This window comes from Ralstonia insidiosa (assembly GCF_008801405.1).
Taxonomy (GTDB): Bacteria; Pseudomonadota; Gammaproteobacteria; order Burkholderiales; family Burkholderiaceae; genus Ralstonia; species Ralstonia insidiosa.
This window is the reverse complement of sequence record NZ_VZPV01000003.1, coordinates 1-24,740: the sequence shown is the minus strand read 5'-3', so window position 1 is coordinate 24,740 and position 24,740 is coordinate 1. Positions and strand designations below refer to the sequence as shown.

Below are 24,740 nucleotides of genomic sequence, written 5' to 3'. Positions count from 1 at the left end.
AGGGGCGCTGACTAGCGCGACTTGCTCCGCGCACCCTTGCTGCCCACACCGCCACGCCCAACCTCCTGCCCGGCAACAGCCCCCTCCCCGCCCATGCGCTCCAGCCACGACAGCGCATCCACATACGCCAGGAACTGCCGCAGATACTCCGGCGACACCTCACGCATCAGCAACAGCGACCGGTGCACAAGGCTGCTCGAATTGAGCGGCCCAGCGTTAGTCGGCACTTGATCAAGCGATTGGCGCAACTGTTTCTCCGCACTGACGCGGGACCAGGTTTCCCTCACGTCTTCGAGAATCTTCAGTTCAGTGGCGGCATGGGGATGGCGCTCTAGGCCAATGGCCGCGGCGCTGCCGGCATCCACGCGCGCGCGATTGGCGATGCTGCCGAGCAATTCAGCCAACGCGCTACGGGCAGGCTCACGGGACCCTACATCCGGCTCGGACGAGGGCGTCGCTCGGTCAAGGTCATCCGCATAGGCCGCGATCAGGCTGTCCAGTCTTTCATCCAGGATGTGCCGCACCTCGCCCGTCTGGCCGACCGCACGGCGATGCAGCGCTTCAATGAAATGAAAGCGCACGCGATCGAAGCGATCCGCACCACGTGCGCGCCACGCATCGAGCGTTGCCTGCGTGGACGAATCAGTTCGACTCACGACGCCCACCGTTGGAAGCAGACTGCCTCGGCACCGGTGCAATCTCCACGCGCCGGTTCTTCGCGCGGCCCACATCATCCGCATTGGAGCTCACTGGCTGCTGCGAGCCAAATGCCGCAGCAAACACGCTGGACGCGGGGATGCCCTCATCAATCAACGCGCGCGTCACGGTCAACGCACGCTTGGCAGACAGCTCCCAGTTATCGGCAAATTGGCGATTGCCTGCCCGCACCTGCTGGTCATCGGAGAACCCGCTCACCATCAGGATCTCGTCACGCGATTTGAGATAGGCCGCCAACGGGCCCGCGAGGCTCTTCATCAGCGCGCGGCCCTCCGGCTGCAACTGGTCAGAGTTGAGCGCAAACAGCACGTTGCCGTTGATGCCGATCCGCCCGTTGACGAGCGTCACGCGCCCCGCCGCCAGCGGGCCTGCCAGCGCCTGCTCCAGCGTCTTGCGGCGCTGCGCCTCTGCCTCGCGCTGCTTGACCTCGTTCTCCAGCTTGGACGACAGCTCCAGCTGCACGCCAATCACGCCCACCAGAATCAGCACGAAGGCGCCCAGCACCACCGACATCAAGTCGCCAAACGCGGCCCAGACCGGCGCGGACTCCAAGCCGCCGTCAATCTCGTCGCTCATTGCGTCACTCATGCCGCTTCGCTTCCGGCAAGGGCACGCTGGTCGCCCGAATGGCCACCCACGCGCTGCAGGTCTTCAAGAATCTGCTTTTGCGACAGCATGCTCAGATCGATCACCTCACGGGCCTGCGCCACGTAGTAGGCGAGCTGTTCATCGCTGCGCGTGAGCGACTTGTCCAGCGCAGCTTCGATCCGCTGCAGGTGCGCCACCAGCTTGTCGTTCGACTCGCCAAACAGGTGCACCGCCGCGCCAAACGCCTCGCCCAGGCTCGCTACCTCCACGGCACTGCCGGTCACCTGCGCGGCCACTGCGCCCAGCTTGCCGGTCTCGGCCTCGACCCGATCGGTGAACCGCACACCAACGCGTTCGAGCAACTCTGCCGAGCTTGCCACCAGCGCATCCACCGCGGTGCGCTGTTCGGTCGACGCGTGGTTCACGGCGTCGAGCAGCGTCTCCAGCGTGCCCAGCATGCGCGTGCGTTCTTCCAGCATCGCCGTATCGCGGACCATGCTGTCGGACAGCTTCTGGCGCAGCTCGGCCACCACTTCGGCAGCAGCCTTTGGCGCCTCCGAGGCGGCCTGCACCAGTCGAGAAATCTCGGCGATCGTGTCGTTGGCGTGGGCCTGTGTTTGCGAAGAGATGTCGCGCGCAGTCTGCGCCAGCGCATCGCAAATTTCCTGCTGACGGCTCGCCGTGTCGGCACCCACCTTTTCCCATTCCTGGCTCAGCTTGGCACCCATCGCGCCCAGCGCGTCGGTCCAGGCTGTCAGGCGTTGCTCGTCGCGGGCTTGCAGCGCGGTTTGCAGCTCCATGAGCGATTGGCGCGACGCGTCCTGCGCCGACGCAACATCGCGTGCGGTCTGCGCCAGCGCATCGCAAATCTCCTGCTGGCGGCTCGCCGTGTCGGCACCCACCTTTTCCCATTCCTGGCTCAGCTTGGCGCCCATTGCACCCAGCGCATCGGTCCAGGCGGCCAGACGTTGCTGATCGCGGGCTTCCAGCGCGGTCTGCAACGCCACATGCGATTGGCGCGATGCGTCCTGCTGCGCGACGATATCGCGGGCAGTTGCCGCCAGCGCATCGCAAATCTCCTGCTGGCGGCTTGCCGTGTCGGCACCCACCTTTTCCCATTCCTGGCTCAGCTTGGCACCCATCGCGCCCAGCGCCTCGGTCCAGGTTGCCAGACGTTGCTGGTCACGCGATTCCAGTGCGGTTTGCAGCGCCGTATGCGATTGGCGTGACGCGTCCTGCAGCGAGACAGCGTGCTGCTCGAATGTCGCCACAGCCGCCTCCAGCGCGCGCTGGTTCTGCCCGGCCAGGGCTGCGTGGGTACGCTCCTGTCGCGCAAGCGCATCGTTCCAGGCACCGGACAAGCTACCGGCCGTAGCGTCCAGACGCTCGGCAACGCCATCGAGCAAACGGGTCGAGCGTTGCTCAAAGGTGTCGGCAAACCGGTCCAGCGACGTGCCCACGTTCCCCACCAGCGCAGCGCTTGCGCGTTGGTGCTCCGACAAGGCGGTGTTCCAGATGCTCGCGACCGTCTCGGCGGTTGTTTCGAAGCGCGTCGACAGGCCGTCCAGTTGGCGCTGCACGGCATGCGTCACCGTCTCATGCAGCGCGGCCGATTCACGCGCAAGCCCCGCCATCGTCGAGTCAACCACCGGTTGCAGCGCTGCACCGGCAACGCGCGCACTTTCAGCGGCGCTGTCCTGCAACGACTGCCCGACAGAAGACGCCAGTTGACGGTAGGCCGCCTCCGTCTTGTCGAGAAACGCTTGCTGGCTGGCGATCTGGCGTTCACTGCTGGCGGCGCTCTGTTGCTCCAGCGCGGCCATCATTGCCTGCAGCCGGTCCACCAGGGCAGGCATGGCATCCGACTGCCGCTGCAGCAGCTTGAACGTCTCTTCACGTTGATGCGCGTGGGAATAGATGCGCAGTGTCGTAGCGATCTGGGTGTCGAGTGCCTGAACGGCCTGCAGCCGCTCACGCCGACACAGCGCGGACAGCAACCCCAGCATGGCAGACGTGGCCACACCGGCAATCGACGTGCCAAACGAGAACCCCAACCCCTTGACCGGCGCGGCCAGCGACGCGCGAATCGCCTGCAGGTCGGTGGCGCTCTCCAGCGCGGCGCCCGTGCCCTTGAGCGTCATCACCATGCCGAGCAACGTCCCCAGCATGCCCAGCAGGACAAGCAGACCCACCAGATACGGCGTGAGCGCCGGCCCGGGCAACGCAACGCGCTCGCCTTCCACGCGCAGGCGCACGGCGTTGCGCAGGCTCGGATGCAGTTGATCCAGCCAGGCCCCCAGCTTGGGCGGCTGTTCAGACAGCCCGGCCACGGCTTGCGTGAGCGTGCCGGTGGCCTGCTGATAGCGGCGCAACTCCAGCGCACCCGTCACATAGGCGGCGCCAATCACGATGGTGACGACCAACGCGAGCGGGTTCATGCCCACGACATAGCCTGCCGCGATCCACCCCAAGGCAGCGAGTCCAACAAAGAAAACGATGAGATTCAGGTGATTTCTGGACATGGTGTCCTGTTGAACGCTTAGCGAGTCCGAAGGGCGGCAAGCAACCCGTCGACCGGTTGAAAACGAACATCCAGCTCTGCAAGCAGCACGCTCTGCATATCCTTGCGGAACGCATGCAGCCATGCGCGGGATGTGGGTTGAGTGGGTTGGGCCGTGCTCTCCGATGGCAACTCAGCCAGCAACGCGGCCTGCAGCTGCTCGGCCGCGCGCAAACGCTCGAAGTACGGCCCGAGCATCGTCGGGATGGCACCCAATAGCGTGCGTTCCCGTGCGCCAAGGGCCTGCTCCATGCTGGCGTCCAGCACGGCAAGCCGGGCCAGATCCGGCGTCTTGGCGGCCAGCACGCGTCGCAGGCGGCCACGCAGGTCGCCAATCTCCATCTCCATGGTCTGCTGCACCAAGATGTAGCGCTGCCGAATGTCCGCATAGTCAACCGGCGCGGCCGGCATGGCGGGTTGAATCGGCGCGCGCCCACCTCCGCCCGGCCTCACATCAGGCGCACAAGCGGTGGCGATGGACTTTGCCAATGCGGCGCGGACACGGCTGCACATGGTCTCGGCGTCCAACCCAACGGGCCGCACACCCGGGGTGATGGCCGGCGGACTGGCGGCCAGCGCCGTCGAGAGCGTGATGGCATCCGTCCAACTGAGCCATTGACTCAGCCGGTCTGAAAGCGGCTGCCCGGATTCGGAAACATCAGCGTCCGTCAGGCGAGCAAGTAAGCGGATCAGCGCAGGGCCGCTGAGCGCCCTACGCGGCTGGGCGTGCGCCATGCTACGAGTGCCAAAAAAAGGCTGGAGTTTACACTGCCTGCCCACCCAGACCGCCTTCCGCGAGCGGCGAAAGCATCACTTGCGCAGGAAGAATCGTAACAACTAGCCAGACCGCGGGCGATACAAGGCTGCGTCGGCCAGCGCATAGCGCTGCATCAAGCCTGGCTTCCGGGTGCGAAAACAGGCCAACAGCCACTTGGATTATCCTCGTGCCCCTTGCAAGACTGGGAGCATCCGCATGCGAATCGCCGTCATCGGCACATCCGGGGTGGGCAAATCGACGCTCGCCCGGCGGCTGGCCGCATCGACCCAGGCTGCGTACATCGAGCTCGATGCCATCAACTGGCAAGCGGAATGGAAAGCGCTGGCCACCGATGACCCTGCGGAGTTCTACCGCCGGGTGCAGGCCGCCGTTGATGGCCCATCGTGGGTCTGTGATGGCAATTACTCTGGCGTGCGGGACATCGTCCTGGCGCGCGCAACGCACATCGTGTGGCTGGACTACGCCCGCCCGGTGATCATGTGGCGGGTGATCCGGCGCTCGTTCTGGCGCGCCGTCACCAAGGCGGAACTGTGGCCTGGCACGGGCAATACCGAGGCATTTTCGGCATGGCTCGACAAAGGCCACCCAATCCGCTGGGCGTGGGACACGTTTGCGCAGCGCCGCGCGCAGTACGCCCACCTGCTTGAAGCGCCGATCCTGGCGGCAGCGCAAAAGTACCGTGTGACACATCCCCGGGATCTTGCGGCAGTCGAATCCATACTGGGTCTGCAGCACGATGGCACCAGAACATGATCAGACAGGTGCAGTACCCTGCGCCCGCCTGCATTGTGTGTTTGCACCGCCAGCGGTATCGTGTCGCCCACTACCGCGCCCTACCCCGCCTTCTACCCATTCCGCTGTGACCCATCACCCCATCCTCACCTGGACCGACGTTGAAACCGACGCCGTCCACACCGCCCTGTGGCGCTCCGAAGCCGGCAACCCGCCGCCCAAACGCGTGGTCATTGCCGACGACCGCACCACGGCAGACACCGCCTACCGCCTGGCCTGCGAAGGCACCGCACTGCTCTGGCGCGGCGACTTCCAGAACGCGCGGCAACTGCTACAGGCCATGTCCCGCCGCACCGATCGCAAACCGCGCAAGGAGGCCACCTCGCCCATCGAGGCGTTCAACTTCCACCGCCAGGCCCAATCGCAGCGCGCCCGCACGCTCGGCATGCTGCTGATTCCGCTGGATGCCGATTACACGATCCCGCTGCGCCGTGCGCCTGACATGCGCGAAGCCTGCAATGAAGCCTATGGCGCGGGTGAAGCTGCATCCGTCGTCTCGCTGCGAGAGTTGCTCGGCCTGATCGGCGCGCACGAATGGCGCAAGAAAGGGGTGGAGATTCCCGCGCTGGATGGCGCGCGCATTCACCCGCACTACGGCGTGTTCTCACCCGTGCGTGGGGAATACATCGATCTGGTTGCGCAAGCGCCGTTGCCGTCCAAGGCGCTGGCGTTCGATATCGGCACGGGCACGGGTGTGCTGGCTGCAGTGCTGGCCAAGCGCGGCGTCAAGCGCGTCGTCGGCACCGATCAGGACCCGCGTGCGCTGGCTTGCGCGCGAGACAACCTGTCGCGCCTCGGGCTGCAAACCCAGGTGGATGTTGTTGACGCGGATCTCTTTCCCGAAGGGCGTGCGCCGCTGATCGTGTGCAACCCGCCGTGGCTGCCGGCGCGGCCCAGCTCGCCGATCGAGCGAGCCGTCTATGACCCGGATAGCGCCATGTTGCGCGGCTTCCTCAATGGCCTTGCCGCACACCTGGAGCCCGGTGGCGAGGGCTGGCTGATCCTGTCGGACTTTGCCGAGCATCTCGGCCTGCGCACGCGCGAGGCTCTACTGGCCATGATCGACGCGGCCGGCCTGCAAGTCGTCGGCCGCCAGGACATCAAGCCCAAGCACCCGAAAGCCTCGGATGAAAACGACCCGCTGTACAAAGCGCGCGTGGCCGAGGTGACCTCGCTGTGGCGCCTGAAGGCGCGCTAACGCCTTGATGCGCTAACGCCCTAACGCGTCGCCAGATAGTCGAGCACGCCCCGCCCGGCGGCTGCGCCCGTCGCAAAGCACGCTGTCAGCAGATAGCCGCCTGTCGGGGCTTCCCAATCGAGCATCTCGCCCGCGCAGAACACGCCGGGCAGGCGCTCGATCATCAGGTTGGCATCCAGCGCTTCAAACGCCACGCCGCCCGCGCTGCTGATCGCTTCGTCAATCGGCCGGGTGCGCGTGAGGCGCAGCGGCAGCGCCTTGATGGCGGCGGCCAACTGTGCGAGATCGGCAAACGCCTCTTTCGACAGGCACTCGCGCAGCAACCCCAGCTTCACGCCCGTGATGTTCAGCTTGCTCTGCAGATGGCTCGACATCGAGCGCGCGCCACGCGGGCGCATCAGCTCATCGCGCACGCGTTGGGCACTCCAGCCGGGCGCCAAGTCCAGCCAGATCGTCGCCTCACCGGCGGCGGCCAGCGCATCGCGAATGGGCGCCGACAACGCATAGACAAGGCTGCCTTCCACCCCCGTCTGCGTGACCATGAACTCGCCCTGGCGGAACTCCAGCGCACCGTCGTCGCCAGACGGCAAACTAATGCCAACCGACTTGACCGGCTGCCCCGCAAAGCGCTCCTGAAAATGCGGGCTCCAGTCCGCATCGAACCCGCAGTTGGCCGGTTTAAGCGGCAGCACCTGCACGCCGCGCGCCTCCAGGTGCGGCACCCAGGCACCATCGGAACCCAGACGCGGCCAGCTACCGCCACCCATTGCAAGGACGACGGCATCGGCCTGCACCACGCGTTCGCCATCCGGCGTATCGAAGCGCAGCGTTTGCGCATGCCCTGCATCTGACGGCGTGCCCCAGCCGATCCAGCGATGCCGCATCTGCAAATGCACGCCGGCTTGGCGCAGCCGATGCAGCCAGGCGCGCAACAACGGCGCCGCCTTCATCTCGGTCGGAAACACGCGGCCCGAGCTGCCGACAAACGTGTCGATGCCCAGCCCATGAATCCACGCACACAGGGCATCGGGGTTGAGGCGATCGATGATCGGCGCAAGCTGCTCGCGGCGTGCGCGATACCGCCCCAGAAATGCATCCAGCGGCTCCGAATGCGTGATGTTCATGCCGCCAATGCCCGCCAGCAGGAACTTGCGCCCGGCTGAGGGCATGGCATCAAACACCTCCACGCGCACGCCTTGGTTGGACAACACTTCAGCGGCCATCAGCCCGGCCGGGCCGGCGCCAATGACAGCAACCAGGGGAACGTTTTGGGGTTCAGACATGCGAAGGTGAATCAGAGGAATAAGTGCCGGAGATCAAGCAGATCGACTCCAGATCCTGCTCGGCGCATTGCATTCGCAGAACCTGAAACGTTGCAAACGCCCCCTCCATCAACCACCCGAACGCTTGCCGCGCAAACGCGCGAGCACGTCCGCAGCGGGCTTGACCTCGCCGTCTACCGCCTCCTGCGTGCCCAGCGCCAGCACCTTAAGCAGCGCATGCGTCTCTTCATAAGACGTCTCGTCTTGCAGCACCGGCTTGGTTTCGCCGTTCTGGGTGGTGAGTTTGACTGGGAATGCGTAGCGCATAGGGGAACGGGCTTCCGTGAGGGGGGACTGAATATAGTCTTTTGACGAGCCTCGAACAACCACAACCGCGCGCCAAAAGCAAACTTAATTAGCTTATTTGTTAGCAAAATGCTAACATGCTCTCATGCACGCAATCGAGTTCACGAAGCAAGCTGCACAAGCCCTGAAAGCCATGCCGCGCAATGTCGCAGCAACGATTCGAGCCAAGATCGATCCACTTGCAGTCGACCCCTATGCGCCAAACCCGAACGCAAAGAAGCTCGCTGGGCGTGAGGGCTACCGGCTCCGCGTTGGTGACTGGCGTGTGCTGTACCAGATTGAAGATGGCCGCGTTGTGATCGTGGTGCTGGCCATCAAACCGCGCGGAGGCGCATATCAATGACGCAAATCCAATACATCGAGCGTGATGGACATCGCGAATTTGCCGTGGTGCCCATCGAACTCTGGGACCGTATCAAGCACCTGGCAGAAGACCTGGACGACGAAACCCTGTTCGACCAAGCCAAGGCCGAAGACGACGGCTTTCGTGTGCCGGCCGCCGTTGTGGATGCCGAGCTTGCCGGTGATCACCCCGTGCGCGCGTGGCGCAACTACCGGCGCATGACCCAAGATGCCCTGGCAGAGGCCACCGGTATCAGCAAACCCTATCTCAGCCAGATTGAAACCGGGCAGCGCGGCGGCACAGCCGAACTGCTCAAGAAGCTGGCCGATGCATTGAACGTGCCCCTCGACCTGCTGGTCGATGCTCAACATTGATTCACCTGCGATGTCCAACAAGACCCACGAAATCCGCCCCAACCAGTCCGTCGAGCTGCTCAAGGAACTGCACATCCTCACGCGCGACGGCAAGATGAACCAGGACAGCCGCCGCAAGCTCAAGCAGGTGTATCACCTGTTCCAGTTCATCGAGCCGCTGCTGGCCGACGTGCAGCAGGCCAAGGGGCATGTCTCGCTGGTTGACCACGGTGCGGGCAAGTCGTACCTGGGCTTCATCCTGTATGACCTGTTCTTCAAGGAGCAACCCGCTGGTAACACCGCCCATGGCACCTCGCACATCTACGGCATTGAAACGCGCGAAGAGCTGGTCACCAAGTCGACCGAGCTTGCGGCTCGGCTCGGCTTCAAGGGGATGTCGTTCCTGAATCTGTCGGTGGCCGATTCCATTACGTCAGACCGCCTGCCCGCCACCATCGACATCGTGACCGCGCTGCATGCGTGCAATACCGCCACGGATGATGCGATCCGCTTTGCGCTGGAAAAGCACGCGCAGTACATCGTGATCGTGCCGTGCTGCCAGGCAGAGGTGGCCGGGGTGCTGCGCAAGAACAAGGGCAAATCGCTCGGCAATGCGCTGACGGAAATCTGGCGCCACCCGCTGCACACGCGTGAATTTGGCAGCCAGGTCACCAACGTGCTGCGCTGCCTGCAGCTGGAAGCCCACGGCTATCAGGTGAGCGTGACCGAGCTGGTTGGCTGGGAGCACTCGATGAAGAACGAGCTGATCATTGCGCAGTACAAGAACCTGCCGCGCAAGCGCCCGACCGAGCGGCTGCACGAGGTGATCAGCACGCTGGGGCTGGAAGAGCTGCATGAGCGGTTCTTTGCGCCGGCTTGATTGACCGACGTCCTGCGCCAGTGCCGCCCGGTCAAACTGGCGGTGTACGCGCGCTACACACGGCGCGGCGGGCTGGACATCAACCCGTTCCGCACCAACTACAACACGCCGTGGCCGGATAACTTCCGGAATGCGCGTCAGTAAGTACTGCCCCTTAGCAAGACACGCAAGGCGCCTTCGGGCGCCTTTTTTCTTACCCGCTCCGTTGTGCAACCGGAACACACACCCCTAGAAAAAAGTAGGACCAGTCTGATCGTGTTGCACCGCTTTGTAGGACAAGGCTGAGTCGTCCGCCCTCAAAATTCCTTTAGGACAATTCTTATTCTGAGAAAGCTTCACGATCTTTAACGTTCCTGGTGCACATCCACTCATCGAGGTTTTCCATGAAGACACCAGGACGCAAGACACCGCCGCGCCGACAGGGCTGGCAAGCATGGGGCAAGCGCATCGCCCTCACCCAAATTGCTGCGCAGATTGGCCTGATCGTTGGCCCCCTCTACACCGCGCACGTGTATGCGCAAGAGGCCGACGCCAACGCACAAGAGCAACAGCAAACCGAACAGCAAAAGCAGCAAGACGCCCACCTGCAAAAGCTGGCCGAGATCACCCAGCAGATCGGCCAATCGGTCAGCACGCCCAACGGCAACGTTGACCTCAAGGGCATGGCTGGCCAGCAAATCAGCGGCGCCGCCGCCGAGGCCGCACAGAACGCCCTGAGCCAGTTCGGCACCGCCCGTGTGGACCTGGGCGCCGTGCACGACATGCGCAACTTCAGCGGTGCGGTCGACACGCTCATTCCGCTGGTCGATACCGAATCGAACCTGTTCTTCACCCAGCTCGGCCTGCGTCGCAACGACGGCCAGTTCACCGGCAACCTCGGCTTTGGCCACCGCCACTTCACCGACAACTGGATGCTCGGCTACAACGCCTTCTACGACCAGAACATCAGCCGCGGCCATCAGCGCTTCGGCGTCGGTATCGAAGCCTGGCGCGACTACCTCAAGCTCTCGGGCAACGCGTACGTGCGCATCTCCGACTGGAAGGCCTCGCCTGACCTGCTCGACTACGACGAGCGTCCGGCCAACGGTTTCGACCTGCGTGCCGAAGGCTATCTGCCGTCCATGCCCAGCCTGGGCGCCAAGCTGATGTATGAGCAGTACTTCGGTAACGAAGTCGGCCTGTTTGGCCCGAGCAACCGTGCGTCGAACCCGGCGGCGGTGACCGTGGGCCTGAACTACACCCCGATCCCGCTGGTGAGCATTGGTGTGGACCACCGTCGTGGCAATGGTGGCAACAGCACCAGCGCCAACGTGCAGTTCACGTATCAACTGGGCCAGCCGTGGTCCAAGCAGATCGACCCTGCCCAAGTGGCCGCACGCCGCAGCCTGGCCGGCAGCCGTACCGACCTGGTCGAGCGCAACAACAACATCGTGCTCGAATACCGCAAGCGCCAGATGATCAAGCTGAACTTGCCCGCGCAAGTGACGGGCAAGAGCGCGAACACGGTCGACCTGCACTACACCGTGGAGGCCAAGCACGGCCTGGGCCGCATCCAGTGGCAAGACGGTGCACTGGTGGCTGCCGGTGGCGCCATCGTCGATGCGGGTGGTGGCAACTACCAAGTGCGTATGCCGCTGTACCAAGCCGGTACCGCCAACGCGTACCCGCTGACGGGCGTGGCCTATGACGTGCAGGGCAATGCCTCGCAGATGGCCGCCACGACCGTCATCGTGTCCCCGGGCGACCCCGATGCCGCCAAGTCGACCGTCAGCGCTTCGCCGCTGATGATTCCGGCCACGGGTAAGGGTGTCTCGGTCGTGACGATCAATCTGGCCGACAAGGACGGCAACGCCATTGGCGGTGCTGCTGAAACCCTGAGCGCCACGCTCACGGAAACGCTCGACGCCGCTGGCGCCACCGTCTTCTCCCTGCCGCCGCAACCGGCCACGCTGGGCACGGTGGCCGAGGTGCAGCCGGGCGTCTACCAAGTGACGGTGACCTCGGGCACGCGCCCGGGCACGCTGGTCGTGTCCCCGAAGGTGCAAGACGCCGCGCTGGCCGAGGTGACGATTGCCGAAGTGGCCGATGCAGAAAGCGCCCGCTTTGAAGCCGGCAACTTCGTCGTCGTGGCCGATGGCGCAGTCGCCACCGGCACCGCCACCAACCAAGTCAAAGCCCGTGTCACGGACGAAGCCGGCAACGCGCTGGCAGGCATCACCGTGGCCTTCAGCCTGAGCGGCTCGGCCCAAGTGGCCGGTGGTGGTTCGCTGAACGTCAAGACCGATGCCGATGGCTATGCAGTCCTTGCCTTTACCGACGTGAAGGCCGAAGTCGTGACGATTGGTGCGAGCCTGGTCAATGGCGCAAGCGCCAGCGTGCAAGCCACGTTCATTGCCGACGCCGCCACCGCCAGCCTGACCGGCAGCGACATTGGTGTCGACAAACCGGTCGTGATCGCCAACGGCATCGACCGCGCGCAATTCAGCGCTACGGTCAAGGATGCCAACGGCAACGTCGTGCCGGGTGTGACGGTGGAATGGAAGACCGATGTCGGTGCGCTGAGCGGCACGAGCAGCACGACCGATGCCAACGGCGTCGCCACGGCGAACCTGAGCCACATGCTGGCGGGCATCGCGCAAGTGACCGCCAAGGTGGGTTCGGCAACCGCCGTCAATGCGCCGACCGTGACCTTCGTGGGCGACAGCAGCAGCGCCGGCATCGGCAGCGGTGACTTCACGGTCGACAAGACGACCATCGTGGCCAACGACACGGACATCGCCACCTACACGGCGATCGTGAAGGATGCCAAGGGCAACGTGGTGGTGGGTGTGCCGGTAGCCTGGGCGACCGATCTGGGGACGTTGAGCGCGGAAACCACGCCGACCGATGCGACCGGCACGGCCAAGGTGTCCCTGCACGGCACGAAGGCTGGCACGGCCCAAGTGACGGCGCAGGTGAATGCCACGCCGGTCGACGCACCGAAGGTGACGCTCACGGCTGACAGCGCGAGCGCCGGCATCGGCAGCGACGGCGTGACCGTGGACAAGACCTCCGTCGGGGCGGATGGCACGGACGTGGCCACCTTCAAGGCACTGGTGAAGGACGCCAACGGCAACCCGGTACGGGACGTCGATGTCACGTGGAGCACCACCTTCGGCAACCTGGGCGGCACGACCAGCAAGACCGACGCAAACGGCATTGCCACCGTGACCCTGAGCAGCACTGCGCTTGGCGCAGCACAAGTGCAGGCACGTCTTGGCAGCTCGGCAGCGGTGGATGCCCCCGTGGTGACGTTCATTGGCAGCATTGCGACGGCCCGAATCTCGGCACTGACCTCCAGCATCGCCAAGATCACCGCCACCGGCGGCGAATCGACCACGCTGACGGCCACGGTGACGGATGCTGCCGGCCACGCTGTGCCAGACGCAACGGTTGACTGGTCGACCACGGCGGGCGATCTGGCGGGCGCCACATCGAACACCGGTGCCGATGGCAAAGCCACCGTCACCTTCACTGCAGTCCGTACGGAAACGACTAACGGCACCGCCACAATCACTGCGGGCATCAACAGCACGACGCGTGACACCAACGTGACCTTGCGTACGGTGTTGGAGGCGGGTGGCAAGTACTACTGGACCCAGAACACTGACTACAAGCCCACGAGTGAAGCCAATTCAGACGCCATGTGCAGTGCGCACGGTGGTGGCACGACGGCAACGCAGGCTGATTTGCAAGCTTTCGCAACCGCAGGCGGGGATTTCAAGGGCATGAAAGTGACTGGTGAGTATGCAGGTGCGACTTATGGAGGTTGGTATCGCTTGGGAGGTACTTGGACGACCACAGCCGGCAAATTCGACTCAACAGGCGACCCTGTGGGTCATACCCTGCCCCCCGGCATGCTTGACAACATCAGCGTCTGCGTGAAGTAAGCCAACCTTGGATTGGGGCGCTTGAAGAACAGGCCGCCTTCCACAACCCAAAGCCCCTCGCCAAAAGCGAGGGGCTTTTCTCATGCCCACCGCGCACCGTGGCCTACGCCAATTCTGATTTATAGTTCCGCCCGTTGTTTCAACGAAGCCATAGCCCCTACACTCGCGGCACTGCTTTCGGTGCCATAGAGAAAGTGGTCGAGGTGTGGAAGCCTCGCGTACAACGGGCAAGTGCCGGGCATTAGGCGCTTGTCCTCAGTTGCTATGGCTTGGCTTCGTCTTCAAAGGGCGAGCCAGGCTCGAACGGCTTCGGCCGTGCCGGTTGTTGTGCGCCGGTCTTCCACCCTGCCTGTGCTCGCCCACCCTCCTTCCTCAACAGCAGGGTCGGGCACACGGTTCCATTCATCGCTCATGAACAGGACGCCCAATGACCTACCCCACGCCCCAATCCTTCGACTCCCGCCGCCTGGAAGCGCACGACGCGCTGTATGACAAGCTCGGCAAGCTGCGCACGATGCGGGGCATGCTGCACGCCAGCGGCTTTGAACACTTCCGTCGCATGGACGAGCACCGACAAGCGGAATACCTGGGGACGTGTATGGAACTGGCGGACGACGCCTATGCGGCCATGCTCGTCACCGACGGGCTTGCCGGGTAAATCGCCCCTTTCACGACCACGACACCGCCGTGCACGCGAGCCCGATAGGCGTGCATGCGCGGCCGACTGGCACAGCCACTCCAATGGAAACAAGACCACCCGTGTCATCTGATCTCGCTCATCAAGGGCACAGTCAACACCAGCACCCGCGGTGAAGTGGGTGCGGTGGTGGGTGGCGGCTTCTACTGGTAGGCCGCAACCAAGGCTCTAGCACGCACTTCCGCCCCGTTCGCCTTCTGGTCTTGCTCTTCCCGTTCCTTCCGGGGTGGACAGGTCGGATGTGCTGCCCATGAGGGAAAGGGCTCCGAGAAACCGGGGCCCTTTTTCATGGTGCGCTCGCGCGTGCGTTGCAACGCGCCTGGTCACCACCTTGCGGGCGGGCAGTGCACCCACCACGCTTGCGGCGGCCATCCCCCCGGATCGGCGTGATTCATTTCATCCAACAAGGAACACGATGCCTCAAAACCTCATCTCCTATGCGCCCAGCGTGGCCAACCTCGCCGCCATTGACGCCGCCATCAAGACGCTGGAAGACAGGCTTGTCAGCCTGATCGATCTGACGCCGGAACAGCGCGGCGCGCTCGTCAAGATGGGCGACAAATCCGAAGCCTTCTGCCGCAAGGCGGTGGAAGTGCTTGGCGCCAACCCCAACGTGCTGCCGCCCAACTTCAACGTGCCCGAAATGCGCCGTGATCTGGCCGGCTTTGACGCGCTGCGCACGCGCCTGACCCGCATCGACCGCGTGGTGGAAAAAATGCGCGACTCGCAACTCGCCCTGGGGAGTGACCTGATGACCGCATCGCTGGAGGGCTACGCCCTGCTGAAGGTCTCGGGCAAGGGCGAGGCGCTGGACACCGCGCGCAAGGCGCTGTCGGCACGCTTTGCCACCCGCGCCACAAAGAAGGAAACCGCCACGGCGCAATAACGCTGTAATGCTGTTGCCAGGCCCCCGCCCCCGTGCGGGGGTTTTGTGTTTTTGATGTGGATCAAATGGCGCTACGGCGCGGCTTTCCGGGGCGTGCACCCGCATATTTTTTAGGATCATTCTCATTCAGCGAACACCGCCCAATCCTTATTCTGACCTTGTCAACTTTGGCTACTTGGAAGGAAAGGGAAATGAACAAAATCTATCGCTCCGTTTGGAACACCACCACCAACACGTGGACGGCCGCTGCTGAAACAGCGAAGTCGCATTCGAAGGGTTCGGCCCGCGCAGCGCGAAGCGTGCTGGCTGCGCTCGTGCAGGGTGGCGCAGCCATGGGCGGCGCATCGGCGGCCGAGGTTTGCACTACGGAAGATGGCAAGCGTGGCGCGCTTGATGCGACAGGAGCATGCCGAGTGACCACGTCCTCCAGCGAGGCAATCGGCACGATGGGCTCTATCGGCGCTACGGCTACCTTGGACGATGCCTATATCAAAGTAGGCAATGGCAACGGCGCATGGGGCAACGCAGCCATCTCGGGCAATGCTGCCAATATTGCGATCGGTGCAGGGTCCCAATCATCAGGTACGAACAGCGTGGCTGCTTCGGTGGCTGTCGGCGCCCTATCGAAAGCGACGGGCGACTCCTCCACCGCGCTGGGCTCGGACACTACGGCGAGTGGACTAACGTCGACTGCAGTTGGCAGCAACACCAGCGCCACGCATTCCAATAGCGTTGCCTTGGGCTATCAGTCGGCAACCGACAGGGCAGACAGCGTGTCGGTTGGCTCTACATCAAAACAACGTCAGATCACCAACATGGCCGCCGGCACGCAGGCCAACGACGCCGTCAACGTGTCGCAGCTCAAGTCGTCGGTGGAAGCACTGGGCGGCGGCGCAACGATCAACCCGGACGGCACCATCAAGGCACCCAGCTACACGCTCGCCAACGGCGGCACACAAACCACCGTGGGCGGTGCGCTGGGCGCACTGGATGGCGCTATCACCACCACCAACAACAACGTCGCGGCCAACAAAACATCCATCGAAAACATCCGCACTGACCTGAGCAGCGGTACGCTCGGCCTCGTGCGGCAAGCCGCTGCCGGTGCTGACCTGACGGTGGGCGAGGACATCGACGGCGCCGCGGTCAACTTTGCTGGCAAAGCGGGCAACCGCACGCTGACGGGTGTGGCCAACGGTGCGGTCTCGGCCACCAGCGCTGATGCGGTCAACGGTTCGCAACTGCATGGCGTGTCCACCAGCGTGGCCTCGGCCATCGGCGCGGGCTCGACGGTCAACGCAGATGGTTCGATCACGGCACCGAGCTTTACCGTGGGGGATGGCAAAGGCGGCACGACCACGGTCAACAACGTGGGGGCCGTGGTGAGCAACCTCGACGGCCGCACGACGAAAAACGAATCCGACATCGGCAGCATCCGCGATGATATGAACAGCGGCTCTATCGGTCTCGTCAAGCAAGCCACGCCGACGAGCAACATCACCGTGGCAGCGGACTCGGGCGGCTCGGTGGTCAACTTTGCCAACAACACGGGCGGCAACCGCGTGCTCAGCGGCGTGGCGGCCGGCATCGGCAACAACGATGCGGTGAGCGTTGGGCAGCTCAAGTCGGTGATTGGCTACAACATCGTTGATCCGCTGGACCCGCTGATGGCGGTGCGTTATGACGACGCCAGCATGAAATCCGTCACGTTCGGCACGGACTCCATGGGCATCTTCCTGAACAACGTGCGTGGCGGTGATATCTCGGCGGGCAGCCTGCAGGCTGTCAACGGCGGGCAGCTGTACGCCATGCAGCAGGATTTCAACAGCCGCTTTGGCAAACTGGACGACCGCGTGAAGGACATCGAAAGCGGCAGCGGCGTGGGCCCTGGTTTGCCTCCGGGCGGCGGTGCCGAAGAAGGCTCGGGCGGCCCGGGCTCGATCGTGGTGGGCGACGGTGCAGATGCCTCGGGCAAGAACAGCTCGGCCATCGGTTCGGGGGCGGTTGCCTCGGGTGAGAACGCTTCGGCAATCGGCAACGGTGCGGTGGCGTCGGGCAAGGACAGCACGGCGATTGGCCAGGGTGCGCAGGCGACCCACGAAAGCTCGATGGCACTGGGCACGGGCTCGCAAACCAGCCGTGAAAATGAGGTGTCGATTGGTGCACCAGGTGCTGAACGCTATCTCGGCAACGTCAAGGATGGCGAGCTGGACCATGATGCGGTGAATGTGCGTCAGCTTCGAGGCGTGCAGAACCAGGTCGATACCAACCGCCGTGATGCCATGGGTGGTACGGCTGCTGCGATGGCGGTGGCTGGCTTGCCGCAGTCGTCAATGCCGGGCAAGACGTTCATGGCCATCTCGGGCAGCACCTACGGTGGCGAGCAAGGCACCGCAGTGGGCGTGTCGTACATGTCCAAGGACGGCCGCTGGCTCGTCAAGAGCGCGGTCAACACCAGCACCCGCGGTGAAGTTGGCGCGGTGGTAGGTGGCGGCTTCTACTGGTAAGCCAACCTGCCAAGTCTCTAGCGCGCACGCAAGACCTGTTCACCTCCTGGCTTCGCTCTTCCCCTTCTTCCTCGGGGGCGAATGGGTCGAACGTGCGGCACGTGAGGGAAAGGGGCTCCGGGAAACCGGGGCCCTTTTTTCATGGTGCGCTCGCGCGTGCGTTGCAACGCGCCTGGTCACCACCTTGCACCTGTGTGCATGTCCGTTGGGTGACACATCCCACCATGAAGCCCACAGCTGTCTGTACGGCCTGATGGCATCCCCGCCCGTCTCAGGGACACGTCCTTCTGGTTGTTACTGGCGCTCGCCAGCCCGCTCTACGGCGGACAGCACTTCCCAGGTTTCAGGGTTGACCTGACACCCTTCCAGCACCATCGACACAAACGCGCCGATGCCATCCAGAAACCCCGCGCGATATTCCGGCGGGTGCCCGACGGCATAGGCCAGCGCCCAGCGCAGCGTGTCGGCGCGAAACTGGCGGTGGATGCGCAGATCGGCCTGCGTGCGGCAGAGGTAGTCCCGCGCAGCCAGTGCGCCAGTCAGATACGTACGGCGTTGGCTTGGGGTCATTGCGCGCCTCCTGAAAAGCGGGGGCAGCGTATGGGTGGGGATGGATAGGACGCGGGGCGGTGCCCGGTGAAGACAGATGGCATGTCGGCCTCTCTAGGTTGCATTGGAGGCTCGCCATCTCGTTGCTACACGGGGTGGCGGGCCTGACAGCGGGGGTAGCAAACCGGCCCCTAGAGAACGACCGGCAGACCCGAAGGTCTCCCCGCCCGGCCCGCCATAAGAAACACAAGCGAACGAAGGCGGACCATCGCTTGCGCGATAGTCTCTCTAGGAACAGCTGTGCAGGTTGCTACGCCCGGCTACCGTTGGTGCGGCAGCGGTGGCAATTATAACGATGAGGATTGCGCGCGGATTCTGATTCTTGCGCACTAGATTGCAATCGCCCAAACAAAAGGCCGCCCTTGCAGGCGACCTCAATCACATCATGTCGTTGGCACTGTGCGTGGCACCTGTCTTTGCACGACATGCCAGCAACTTCGCCGCGCAGAAAACGCTGGCACCAAACAAAGAACCGGCCACATAGGCCGGTCATGTCATCCGCTTCGACACTTAGGGCGCAATTTGCGCGTCGGTTTTCTGGGCACTACCGGAATCGTCGATCCACGTAAAAGAGAGTCTGCCCTCGCCTTGCTGAGGCGCTTGGCCAGGTACCGGCAACTCAATGGAGGACAACGGCGGCACCACGCCATCGCCCGGTTCCAACGGCGTCTTTGCGTCACCCAACTCGACAGTCGCCAGGTTGACATGCCACGGCGTCGGGTTCTCGATATGCAGCTTGCGGTCGTTACCCTGCCCCACCCAGCGCCAACGCAACATGGCCGGCGCTTCGGCAGCGCTGCCGGGCAGACCTGACGGGCGATAGAACAGTTTGATGCGCGATCTGACAGCCAGATTCAGCTTGGCATCGACTGTGTTGGAGCGCTCCGGCACATGCAGCACGTTGATATAAAACAGGGCCTCACGATCGGTTGCCAACGCTGCGCGGTCAACCGTCAGAATCCGGATCGCCTGCTGGCTGTTGGGCTCGAGCCGAAAAAACGGCTTCGACACCACGAAGGGGATTTTCAGCTGCGCGGGATCGGCAAAGCGGTCCCCCTGATCCAACCAGAGTTGAAACAACGCTGGGCGCTTACCCGAATGGATGATCGGCAGCGTTTGTTCGCGGTCAGCCTGCGTCAGGACGACGCGGGTTACACCAAGGTTGGTGCCACCGCCGTCACTGCCAGCGTGGGCGGTCAACGATGTACTGCAAGCCAGCACCACACCGGCCAAAGCACGCGCAAGCGCCCGTGGTTTCATGTACGCCATCTCCATGCTGAGCAGTTGGCCCAGCGTATGGTTGGACGCTGGGCCAACGTAGGTTCAACGGTAGTCGATTGTAAACGTTGCCTCTGCCTCGATTTTTCCCGGGGTCACAATGGACTCCGTCTGATACAGGGCTGCGCGCAACGGAACCGTATAGTTGCCGGCCAAGCCAGCAAAACCGGGCACCGCATATGCCGTGCCAAACGCCAGCGTGCTTTCCGTACTGCCGCTAATGCGCCGCACGCGCACACCGAGGCCGGTTGCGCCACCCGTGTTCAGTGCCAGTACACCATTCGCCTCGTCTACGGGCGTGATCACCGAGTCCAACTGGTAAGTCATGGTCGCAATCGCGGGGCAACCGGTCAGGGTTAAATTGAAATCGCGCTGTGCCGGGGTAGAACCCACGCCGGTGAAGTTGGCAGCCGGAATGGCGCCAAAGTTCACCTCAACATCGGAAGTGGTGCATGAAGGTCGGACTACGCTGGTCTTTCCTCCTAGGACGTATTCCGTCTCTAGGACTGTGCCAAAGTAGTTGAGCGGCGGCGGCGAGCCAGTAACACCCATCCGAGATTTCGCAATGACAACACCATCCAGGTCAATGGGTCCAGCACCCACCGGACCTTTCGTCCGTACCAGTGCGACCGCGACCCGCTCGGCAATCGGCGGTCTTCCGGTGTACGGCGAGGTACCACCATTGCTATATCCAGCCGATGCATAGGACAATTGGTTCGAGAGGGAGCTATAGGCTTGGTAGTTAGTGCAAGTGGCACAGATCGTGTTGCCATAGGCGGCTCCTGCAACCGCAATACCAATTCCTGGCACGCCGGTCTCGAATACGGCAATCTTGGCACGACCTGCATCCGGAGCAATCACAGTCGTATCAGTAAGGCTATTGCCTCCGTTGTACTGCATGGTCGATGTCGCTCCGCCGGCGGAACTTGCGCCCGCCGTAACAGTGCAGAGGTACCGAGTCGGCATGGATGTTGCGACCCAATTTGACAGTAGGTCACCCTCCGCTGCTTTGGCTGGCACCGTTATCGTTGCTGGCAGCGGCACCGGCACGGTGCCCCCGCCCGAGCAGTTGGATACACTGATCGCCGCACTCGCAGCACCTGACATCAGCAGCATTACGGCCATCGGCAGCAAGCGTTCCATCACAAATCGATTCATTTCATCCGCTCCATTCCGAGCACATCGCACTCAATATTCAACGCAAACCCGCGCGCTTTGGCACCGCTTCGGTCACCGCCCCAGCGGCGTCTTTAGCGAGCCGCTCTTGCCGCAAGCGGCGTCAAGTTCCGGTTCTTCGTCAACACATCCACACGACACTTGGTAACCACCAGTTCGCCGCTGGCCACGCCTGCCAGGCTGTAGTCGATCGCACACTGCTGTGCGGCACCTTGACCCCAGTTCACAGACAGGCGCCCCTTTTCTTCCACACCACGCACCCACAACCGGCTGCCCTGGCCCACCACGCCCACCACTTCGCCGGCTTCGTTGGTCACTTCCACACCAAACGGCAGCGGTTGACCGTTGTCTTGCGGCGCCTCGATCAGCGCACTGCGACCGCTGACGGTGGGCACCGTCACCTTCACGATTGCGCCGGCGGTGGGCACCGTCATCACGGAGGCCACCTTCAGATCGATGTCCAACGGCAGACCCTTCGGGTCCACCGTGACGTCGTTGCGGCGGTAGGGGCTCAGATACGGCACCACGGCAAACCCCTTGGCGTTGGTTTTCACACCCACCGCGTTACCAATCTGCGCGCCTTCCGCATTGGGTACTTCCACAATACCAATGGTGTCGCCCAACTGCTGCGAGAACGCCACACCACCCTTGTGCAACACCACGCCGCCCGAAGCGCCCACCGACAACTGGCGGCTGCCCGATGCCTGGCTGACGCTGGCATTGAGGTTGGCAACCGGCAGGTTGTAGTTCAGGCCGCCACCCACGTTGTTGCTGCCGGTGCTATGCCCCACCGAGGCGTTATAGCTGCCCTGGCGGTTTTCACCAAAGCTGCCGCTCACGTTGCTGTTGAAGCTTGAATTGCCGCTGCTGCTGCGGTTGAAGCTGGTGCTCATCGACGGTGCGTTGCTGCCCACCTTGCCCAGCGGAATACTCACGTTCAGGCTGATGGTGTTGTTGGTGCGCGTATTGCCACCATTGAACAGCGATTGTTCCGTCGTGCGTTGAACGTTGATGTTGTAGTTGATACGGCGCCACGAGTTGCTGTAGCCGGCCGAGTAGCTGGTGGTGCGTTGGCTGTTGCTCCAATAGTTGGCGCTGCTGCCGCTGATATACAGCGAGCCGTTGCCTTCGCCCAACCGCTGGTTGACGGTCAGATCAACACGGCTGCGTTGGCGTTGCACATTCTGCCCGTCCAGCCCGGCGTTCAGGCTGCCACGCAGGCGCGCCGCGTCCGACAGCGACAGGTAGCCCTGCGTGGAGTACCGATAGGCCGCCACCGAGAAATAGGTGCCGGTGGAGACCATGTTCTTGCTGTAGGTCACGCGGTAGGACTGACCCGACATGGTGCTGCCAAAGCCGGGCATCTGGCCGGGCAGGTTTGTCCTGGACGCGGTCACGTCCCCCGAGAAGGCACCCAAGCGCGTATTGACCGCGCCGCCAAACAGCGCAGCCCCGTAGCCTTGAGATGCCGTCACGCCGCCAAAGAGCGTGACCTGGTTGCTGATGCCGCGACGCAGCGTTGCCTCCACAAAACCGGGCTCGCTGTATGTGGTGGCATTGCGCAACTTGCCGGCCGTCACGCTGTAGCGCTGCTGGCCTTCGCGCAGCAGTTGTGGAACGGCGGCAAAGGGCACGGTGAAACGCTGCACGCGGCCGTCGGCCTCGGTCACCTCAACCTGCAGGTCACCACCGTAAGCCGTGCCGTACAGGTCGGCGATCTCAAACGGGCCTGGCGACACCATGGTTTCGTAGACGACCGTGCCAAGCTGGCGGACCGTCACGCGCGCGTTGGTCTGCGCGATACCACGTACAACGGGCGCGTAGCTGCTCTGGGAATCGGGCAGCATCCGCTCATCGCTGCTGATGTTGGCACCGCGATAGTTAACGCTGTCGAAAATATCGCCGTTGGTGGTGAAGTCACCCAGCGTGAGCTGCGCTTCCAACTTTGGCACGGCGCGCTGAACGTAGGTACGCCCCGCACTGTAGTGCGTGCCAGCGCCGCTGGTGTCCGAGAGATAGCCGTCGTGACGGAAGCGCCATGCCCCCACGTTTGCGCCCGCATTGAGCACCACGCTGGTGGTGTAGTTGCTGTCACCGCCGCTGCTGTTCAAGCGCAGGTGGTTGGCGCTGTAGCCTACGCGCGCGGCAGTAACGCCGTCGTCCCAAAGCTCCGGGCTCACCCACCCGCGCGGATCGCGTGCCAGATAGGCCTGCGGAATGCTGACGTCGAGCACCTGCTCACCAGCGTCAAAGCTGACGGTGGCGTCGGGAATGTAGTTGGACAGGGCATCGCAGAACGTCTCTTTGGGCAGCGGGCGCAGTTGTGTCGCCTCGCCGGTTTGCTCCGACACAACCCGCCTGGCTTCCACACGCGTGGCGTTCAGGCCGAATAGCTCCACCAGCTCGGGCGTCAGGCAGATGGCGGTACTGCCGTTGTCCATGGCGCGCACTTCCACGTCACGGCGGCCAACGGTCGTGCCGTTGATACGGACGTCGGCACTATAGGTGCCCGGCAACGTGTCGCCCTTCTCGAAACGATCCAGATCAACCTGCTGAGCGGATTTGCCGTACAGGAAGTTGCGGTTGAACTCAACCGCCTGTGACGCCATAGCAGCCGACGGCAACAGCAACGTGGACATCACCGCTTGAGCCAGTTGGCTTCGTCGCAACCCGATGAGGGTCAGAGGTGAATTGCGGGACATAGCGGGATGCTCGGGAAAATTTGGGCGCAGGAATGCGCCCACGCAAATGCGTGGGGCGCACCACACTTGGGGAAACGGGAACTGACTACGAGATGCGATACCGCTTCAAGAGCGATCAGCGTGCGGCTTGTGCCAGCGGAACCGATTGGGCGCGCACTGCGCCTTGGTCATTCACGTACTGGAACTGCACGTCGCCAGCTGCGGGCTTGTGATTCAAGCCTTTGAGCGGGAACACCGCGACAGACGCCGGTGCCACCAGGCCGATGTCGCCATACGGGTAGTTCTGCCCATTGGCGCTCAAGCCCACGCTACTGAGGTTGACGTAGTACGGCGTCGGGTTGTTGGCTTGCAGAGCCCAGCCGCTGCCATGAGAAACGACAGACCACTGCAGGTGTTCCTGGGCCTCTGCTGCGTCCACCGCATTCAACCCTTCAGGGCGATAGATCAGCTTCAGACGCGTACGCACGCTGAGCTGCATGTAGTTGATCGGTGTCGCATCGACTTCAGTCTTGGCAGAAGAAGGTGCTGGCGGAATGTCGAGCACGTTGAGCCAGTACAGGCTCTCACGGTCTTTGGGCAGGTTTGCAGCAGTCGACAGGATGCGCAGCACTTGGCTCTTACCCTGATCAAGACGGAACATCGGGGGGCGCAACACAAACGGCGCATTGGCCATTTCCGGCGTCGACTTTTCATTGGTGCCGTCATCTGCCCAAGCTTGGACCAGCGCTGGGCGCTTACCGGTATTCTGAATCCGGACTGTGACCTCACGCTCCTTGCCAGGAAAGAGAACTCGGGTGCCGTGCACAATGACCTCGGCTTGTGCAGCCACGCTGGCGAGCAACGCCAGCGGCGCAAGTACGCAAGCGCCAATCAGATGGTTCTTGATCTTCATTGTGCATTCCCCCTTTTAATTAGTCCTGGGAGCCTCCCCAGGGAGTGGCTGGGGCCACCAGTGCCCCAGCCGCTGCAATCACCCAATAAAGGTCGATTACGGGTAGATCACCGAGTATTCAACGCTGGTGTCCACCAGACCTGCAGTCGCGGCACCCGTGGCGTAGTACTGGCCGTACAGCGGAATCGTGGCCGAGCCGCTGGTGATGGCGATGGTTTCGGAGTTGG

At 63.4% G+C, this 24,740-nt stretch carries 21 protein-coding genes and 1 pseudogene; 11 read left to right on the top strand and 11 right to left on the bottom strand.

Annotated features, from left to right (window positions below; genetic code table 11):
* Positions 1–11: 11 nt before the first annotated feature.
* The 4 genes from F7R11_RS22235 to F7R11_RS22220 are packed head-to-tail and all read right to left on the bottom strand — an operon-like array spanning position 12 to position 4,600.
* Entirely contained in the window at positions 12–656 is a 645-nt protein-coding gene (locus F7R11_RS22235) for a DUF2894 domain-containing protein (RefSeq protein WP_231973388.1), read from the bottom strand.
* Positions 643–1,293, bottom strand: coding sequence for an OmpA family protein (locus F7R11_RS22230; protein WP_064807777.1), 651 nt, complete (start codon positions 1,291–1,293; stop codon positions 643–645). Before F7R11_RS22230 ends, F7R11_RS22235 begins: the two co-directional genes overlap by 14 nt.
* Before the next feature lie 8 nt (positions 1,294–1,301).
* Entirely contained in the window at positions 1,302–3,827 is a 2,526-nt protein-coding gene (locus F7R11_RS22225) for a DUF802 domain-containing protein (protein WP_064807779.1), read from the bottom strand.
* Positions 3,828–3,844: 17 nt separating this feature from the next.
* On the bottom strand, positions 3,845–4,600 hold the full coding sequence (locus tag F7R11_RS22220; RefSeq protein ID WP_064807781.1) for a DUF3348 domain-containing protein: 756 nt from the start codon (positions 4,598–4,600) through the stop codon (positions 3,845–3,847).
* 238 nt (positions 4,601–4,838) lie between these two features.
* Between F7R11_RS22220 and F7R11_RS22215 the strand changes: the two genes are divergently transcribed.
* A complete protein-coding gene (locus tag F7R11_RS22215; protein WP_064807783.1) occupies positions 4,839–5,396 on the top strand; it encodes a P-loop NTPase family protein in 558 nt (185 codons plus the stop codon).
* Positions 5,397–5,502: 106 nt separating this feature from the next.
* A complete protein-coding gene (locus tag F7R11_RS22210) occupies positions 5,503–6,633 on the top strand; it encodes a methyltransferase (RefSeq protein ID WP_064807785.1) in 1,131 nt (376 codons plus the stop codon).
* A gap of 20 nt (positions 6,634–6,653) precedes the next feature.
* On the opposite strand, the gene F7R11_RS22205 is transcribed toward F7R11_RS22210, so the two are convergent.
* Complete coding sequence (locus F7R11_RS22205) at positions 6,654–7,916, bottom strand: TIGR03862 family flavoprotein (protein WP_064807787.1); 1,263 nt, start codon at positions 7,914–7,916, stop codon at positions 6,654–6,656.
* 108 nt (positions 7,917–8,024) lie between these two features.
* Positions 8,025–8,222, bottom strand: a complete 198-nt coding sequence (locus F7R11_RS22200) for a hypothetical protein (protein ID WP_082932935.1) — start codon at positions 8,220–8,222, stop codon at positions 8,025–8,027.
* A 124-nt stretch (positions 8,223–8,346) separates the two neighbouring features.
* On the opposite strand from F7R11_RS22200, the gene F7R11_RS22195 reads away from it, so the two are divergent.
* From F7R11_RS22195 to F7R11_RS22160, 9 genes and pseudogenes are all read left to right on the top strand, one after another.
* The gene (locus tag F7R11_RS22195; RefSeq protein WP_064807791.1) at positions 8,347–8,604 is read left to right on the top strand and encodes a type II toxin-antitoxin system RelE family toxin; all 258 of its coding nucleotides are present in this window, start codon (positions 8,347–8,349) and stop codon (positions 8,602–8,604) included.
* Positions 8,601–8,978: a helix-turn-helix domain-containing protein gene (locus tag F7R11_RS22190; protein ID WP_064807793.1), complete on the top strand. Its 378-nt coding sequence runs from the start codon at positions 8,601–8,603 to the stop codon at positions 8,976–8,978. The genes F7R11_RS22195 and F7R11_RS22190 overlap by 4 nt, the downstream gene beginning before the upstream one ends.
* Before the next feature lie 10 nt (positions 8,979–8,988).
* Positions 8,989–9,837, top strand: a complete 849-nt coding sequence (locus tag F7R11_RS22185; protein WP_064809070.1) for a class I SAM-dependent methyltransferase — start codon at positions 8,989–8,991, stop codon at positions 9,835–9,837.
* A 6-nt stretch (positions 9,838–9,843) separates the two neighbouring features.
* Positions 9,844–9,981 (top strand): annotated as a pseudogene (locus tag F7R11_RS22180) (NADPH-dependent 7-cyano-7-deazaguanine reductase QueF); the annotation flags it as partial.
* A 239-nt stretch (positions 9,982–10,220) separates the two neighbouring features.
* Entirely contained in the window at positions 10,221–13,766 is a 3,546-nt protein-coding gene (locus F7R11_RS22175; protein ID WP_064807796.1) for an inverse autotransporter beta domain-containing protein, read from the top strand.
* 427 nt (positions 13,767–14,193) lie between these two features.
* On the top strand, positions 14,194–14,424 hold the full coding sequence (locus tag F7R11_RS22170) for a hypothetical protein (protein WP_064807798.1): 231 nt from the start codon (positions 14,194–14,196) through the stop codon (positions 14,422–14,424).
* 54 nt (positions 14,425–14,478) lie between these two features.
* Complete coding sequence (locus F7R11_RS27115; protein WP_156669032.1) at positions 14,479–14,616, top strand: hypothetical protein; 138 nt, start codon at positions 14,479–14,481, stop codon at positions 14,614–14,616.
* Between the two features lie 262 nt (positions 14,617–14,878).
* Positions 14,879–15,349 (top strand): hypothetical protein, encoded by a 471-nt coding sequence (locus tag F7R11_RS22165; protein WP_064807800.1) that lies wholly within the window; start codon positions 14,879–14,881, stop codon positions 15,347–15,349.
* 191 nt (positions 15,350–15,540) lie between these two features.
* Positions 15,541–17,856, top strand: a complete 2,316-nt coding sequence (locus tag F7R11_RS22160) for a YadA family autotransporter adhesin (protein ID WP_064807802.1) — start codon at positions 15,541–15,543, stop codon at positions 17,854–17,856.
* A gap of 294 nt (positions 17,857–18,150) precedes the next feature.
* Here F7R11_RS22160 and F7R11_RS22155 read toward each other — a convergent pair whose 3' ends face one another.
* The 5 genes from F7R11_RS22155 to F7R11_RS22135 form a co-directional block, all read right to left on the bottom strand.
* Entirely contained in the window at positions 18,151–18,426 is a 276-nt protein-coding gene (locus F7R11_RS22155; protein WP_064807804.1) for a hypothetical protein, read from the bottom strand.
* A 549-nt stretch (positions 18,427–18,975) separates the two neighbouring features.
* A complete protein-coding gene (locus tag F7R11_RS22150; RefSeq protein WP_082932936.1) occupies positions 18,976–19,740 on the bottom strand; it encodes a fimbrial biogenesis chaperone in 765 nt (254 codons plus the stop codon).
* A 48-nt stretch (positions 19,741–19,788) separates the two neighbouring features.
* Positions 19,789–20,643 (bottom strand): fimbrial protein, encoded by an 855-nt coding sequence (locus F7R11_RS22145; protein WP_170288735.1) that lies wholly within the window; start codon positions 20,641–20,643, stop codon positions 19,789–19,791.
* A gap of 350 nt (positions 20,644–20,993) precedes the next feature.
* Positions 20,994–23,558, bottom strand: a complete 2,565-nt coding sequence (locus tag F7R11_RS22140; protein WP_197495065.1) for a fimbria/pilus outer membrane usher protein — start codon at positions 23,556–23,558, stop codon at positions 20,994–20,996.
* A 178-nt stretch (positions 23,559–23,736) separates the two neighbouring features.
* Complete coding sequence (locus tag F7R11_RS22135; RefSeq protein ID WP_064807811.1) at positions 23,737–24,513, bottom strand: fimbrial biogenesis chaperone; 777 nt, start codon at positions 24,511–24,513, stop codon at positions 23,737–23,739.
* Positions 24,514–24,740: the final 227 nt, after the last annotated feature.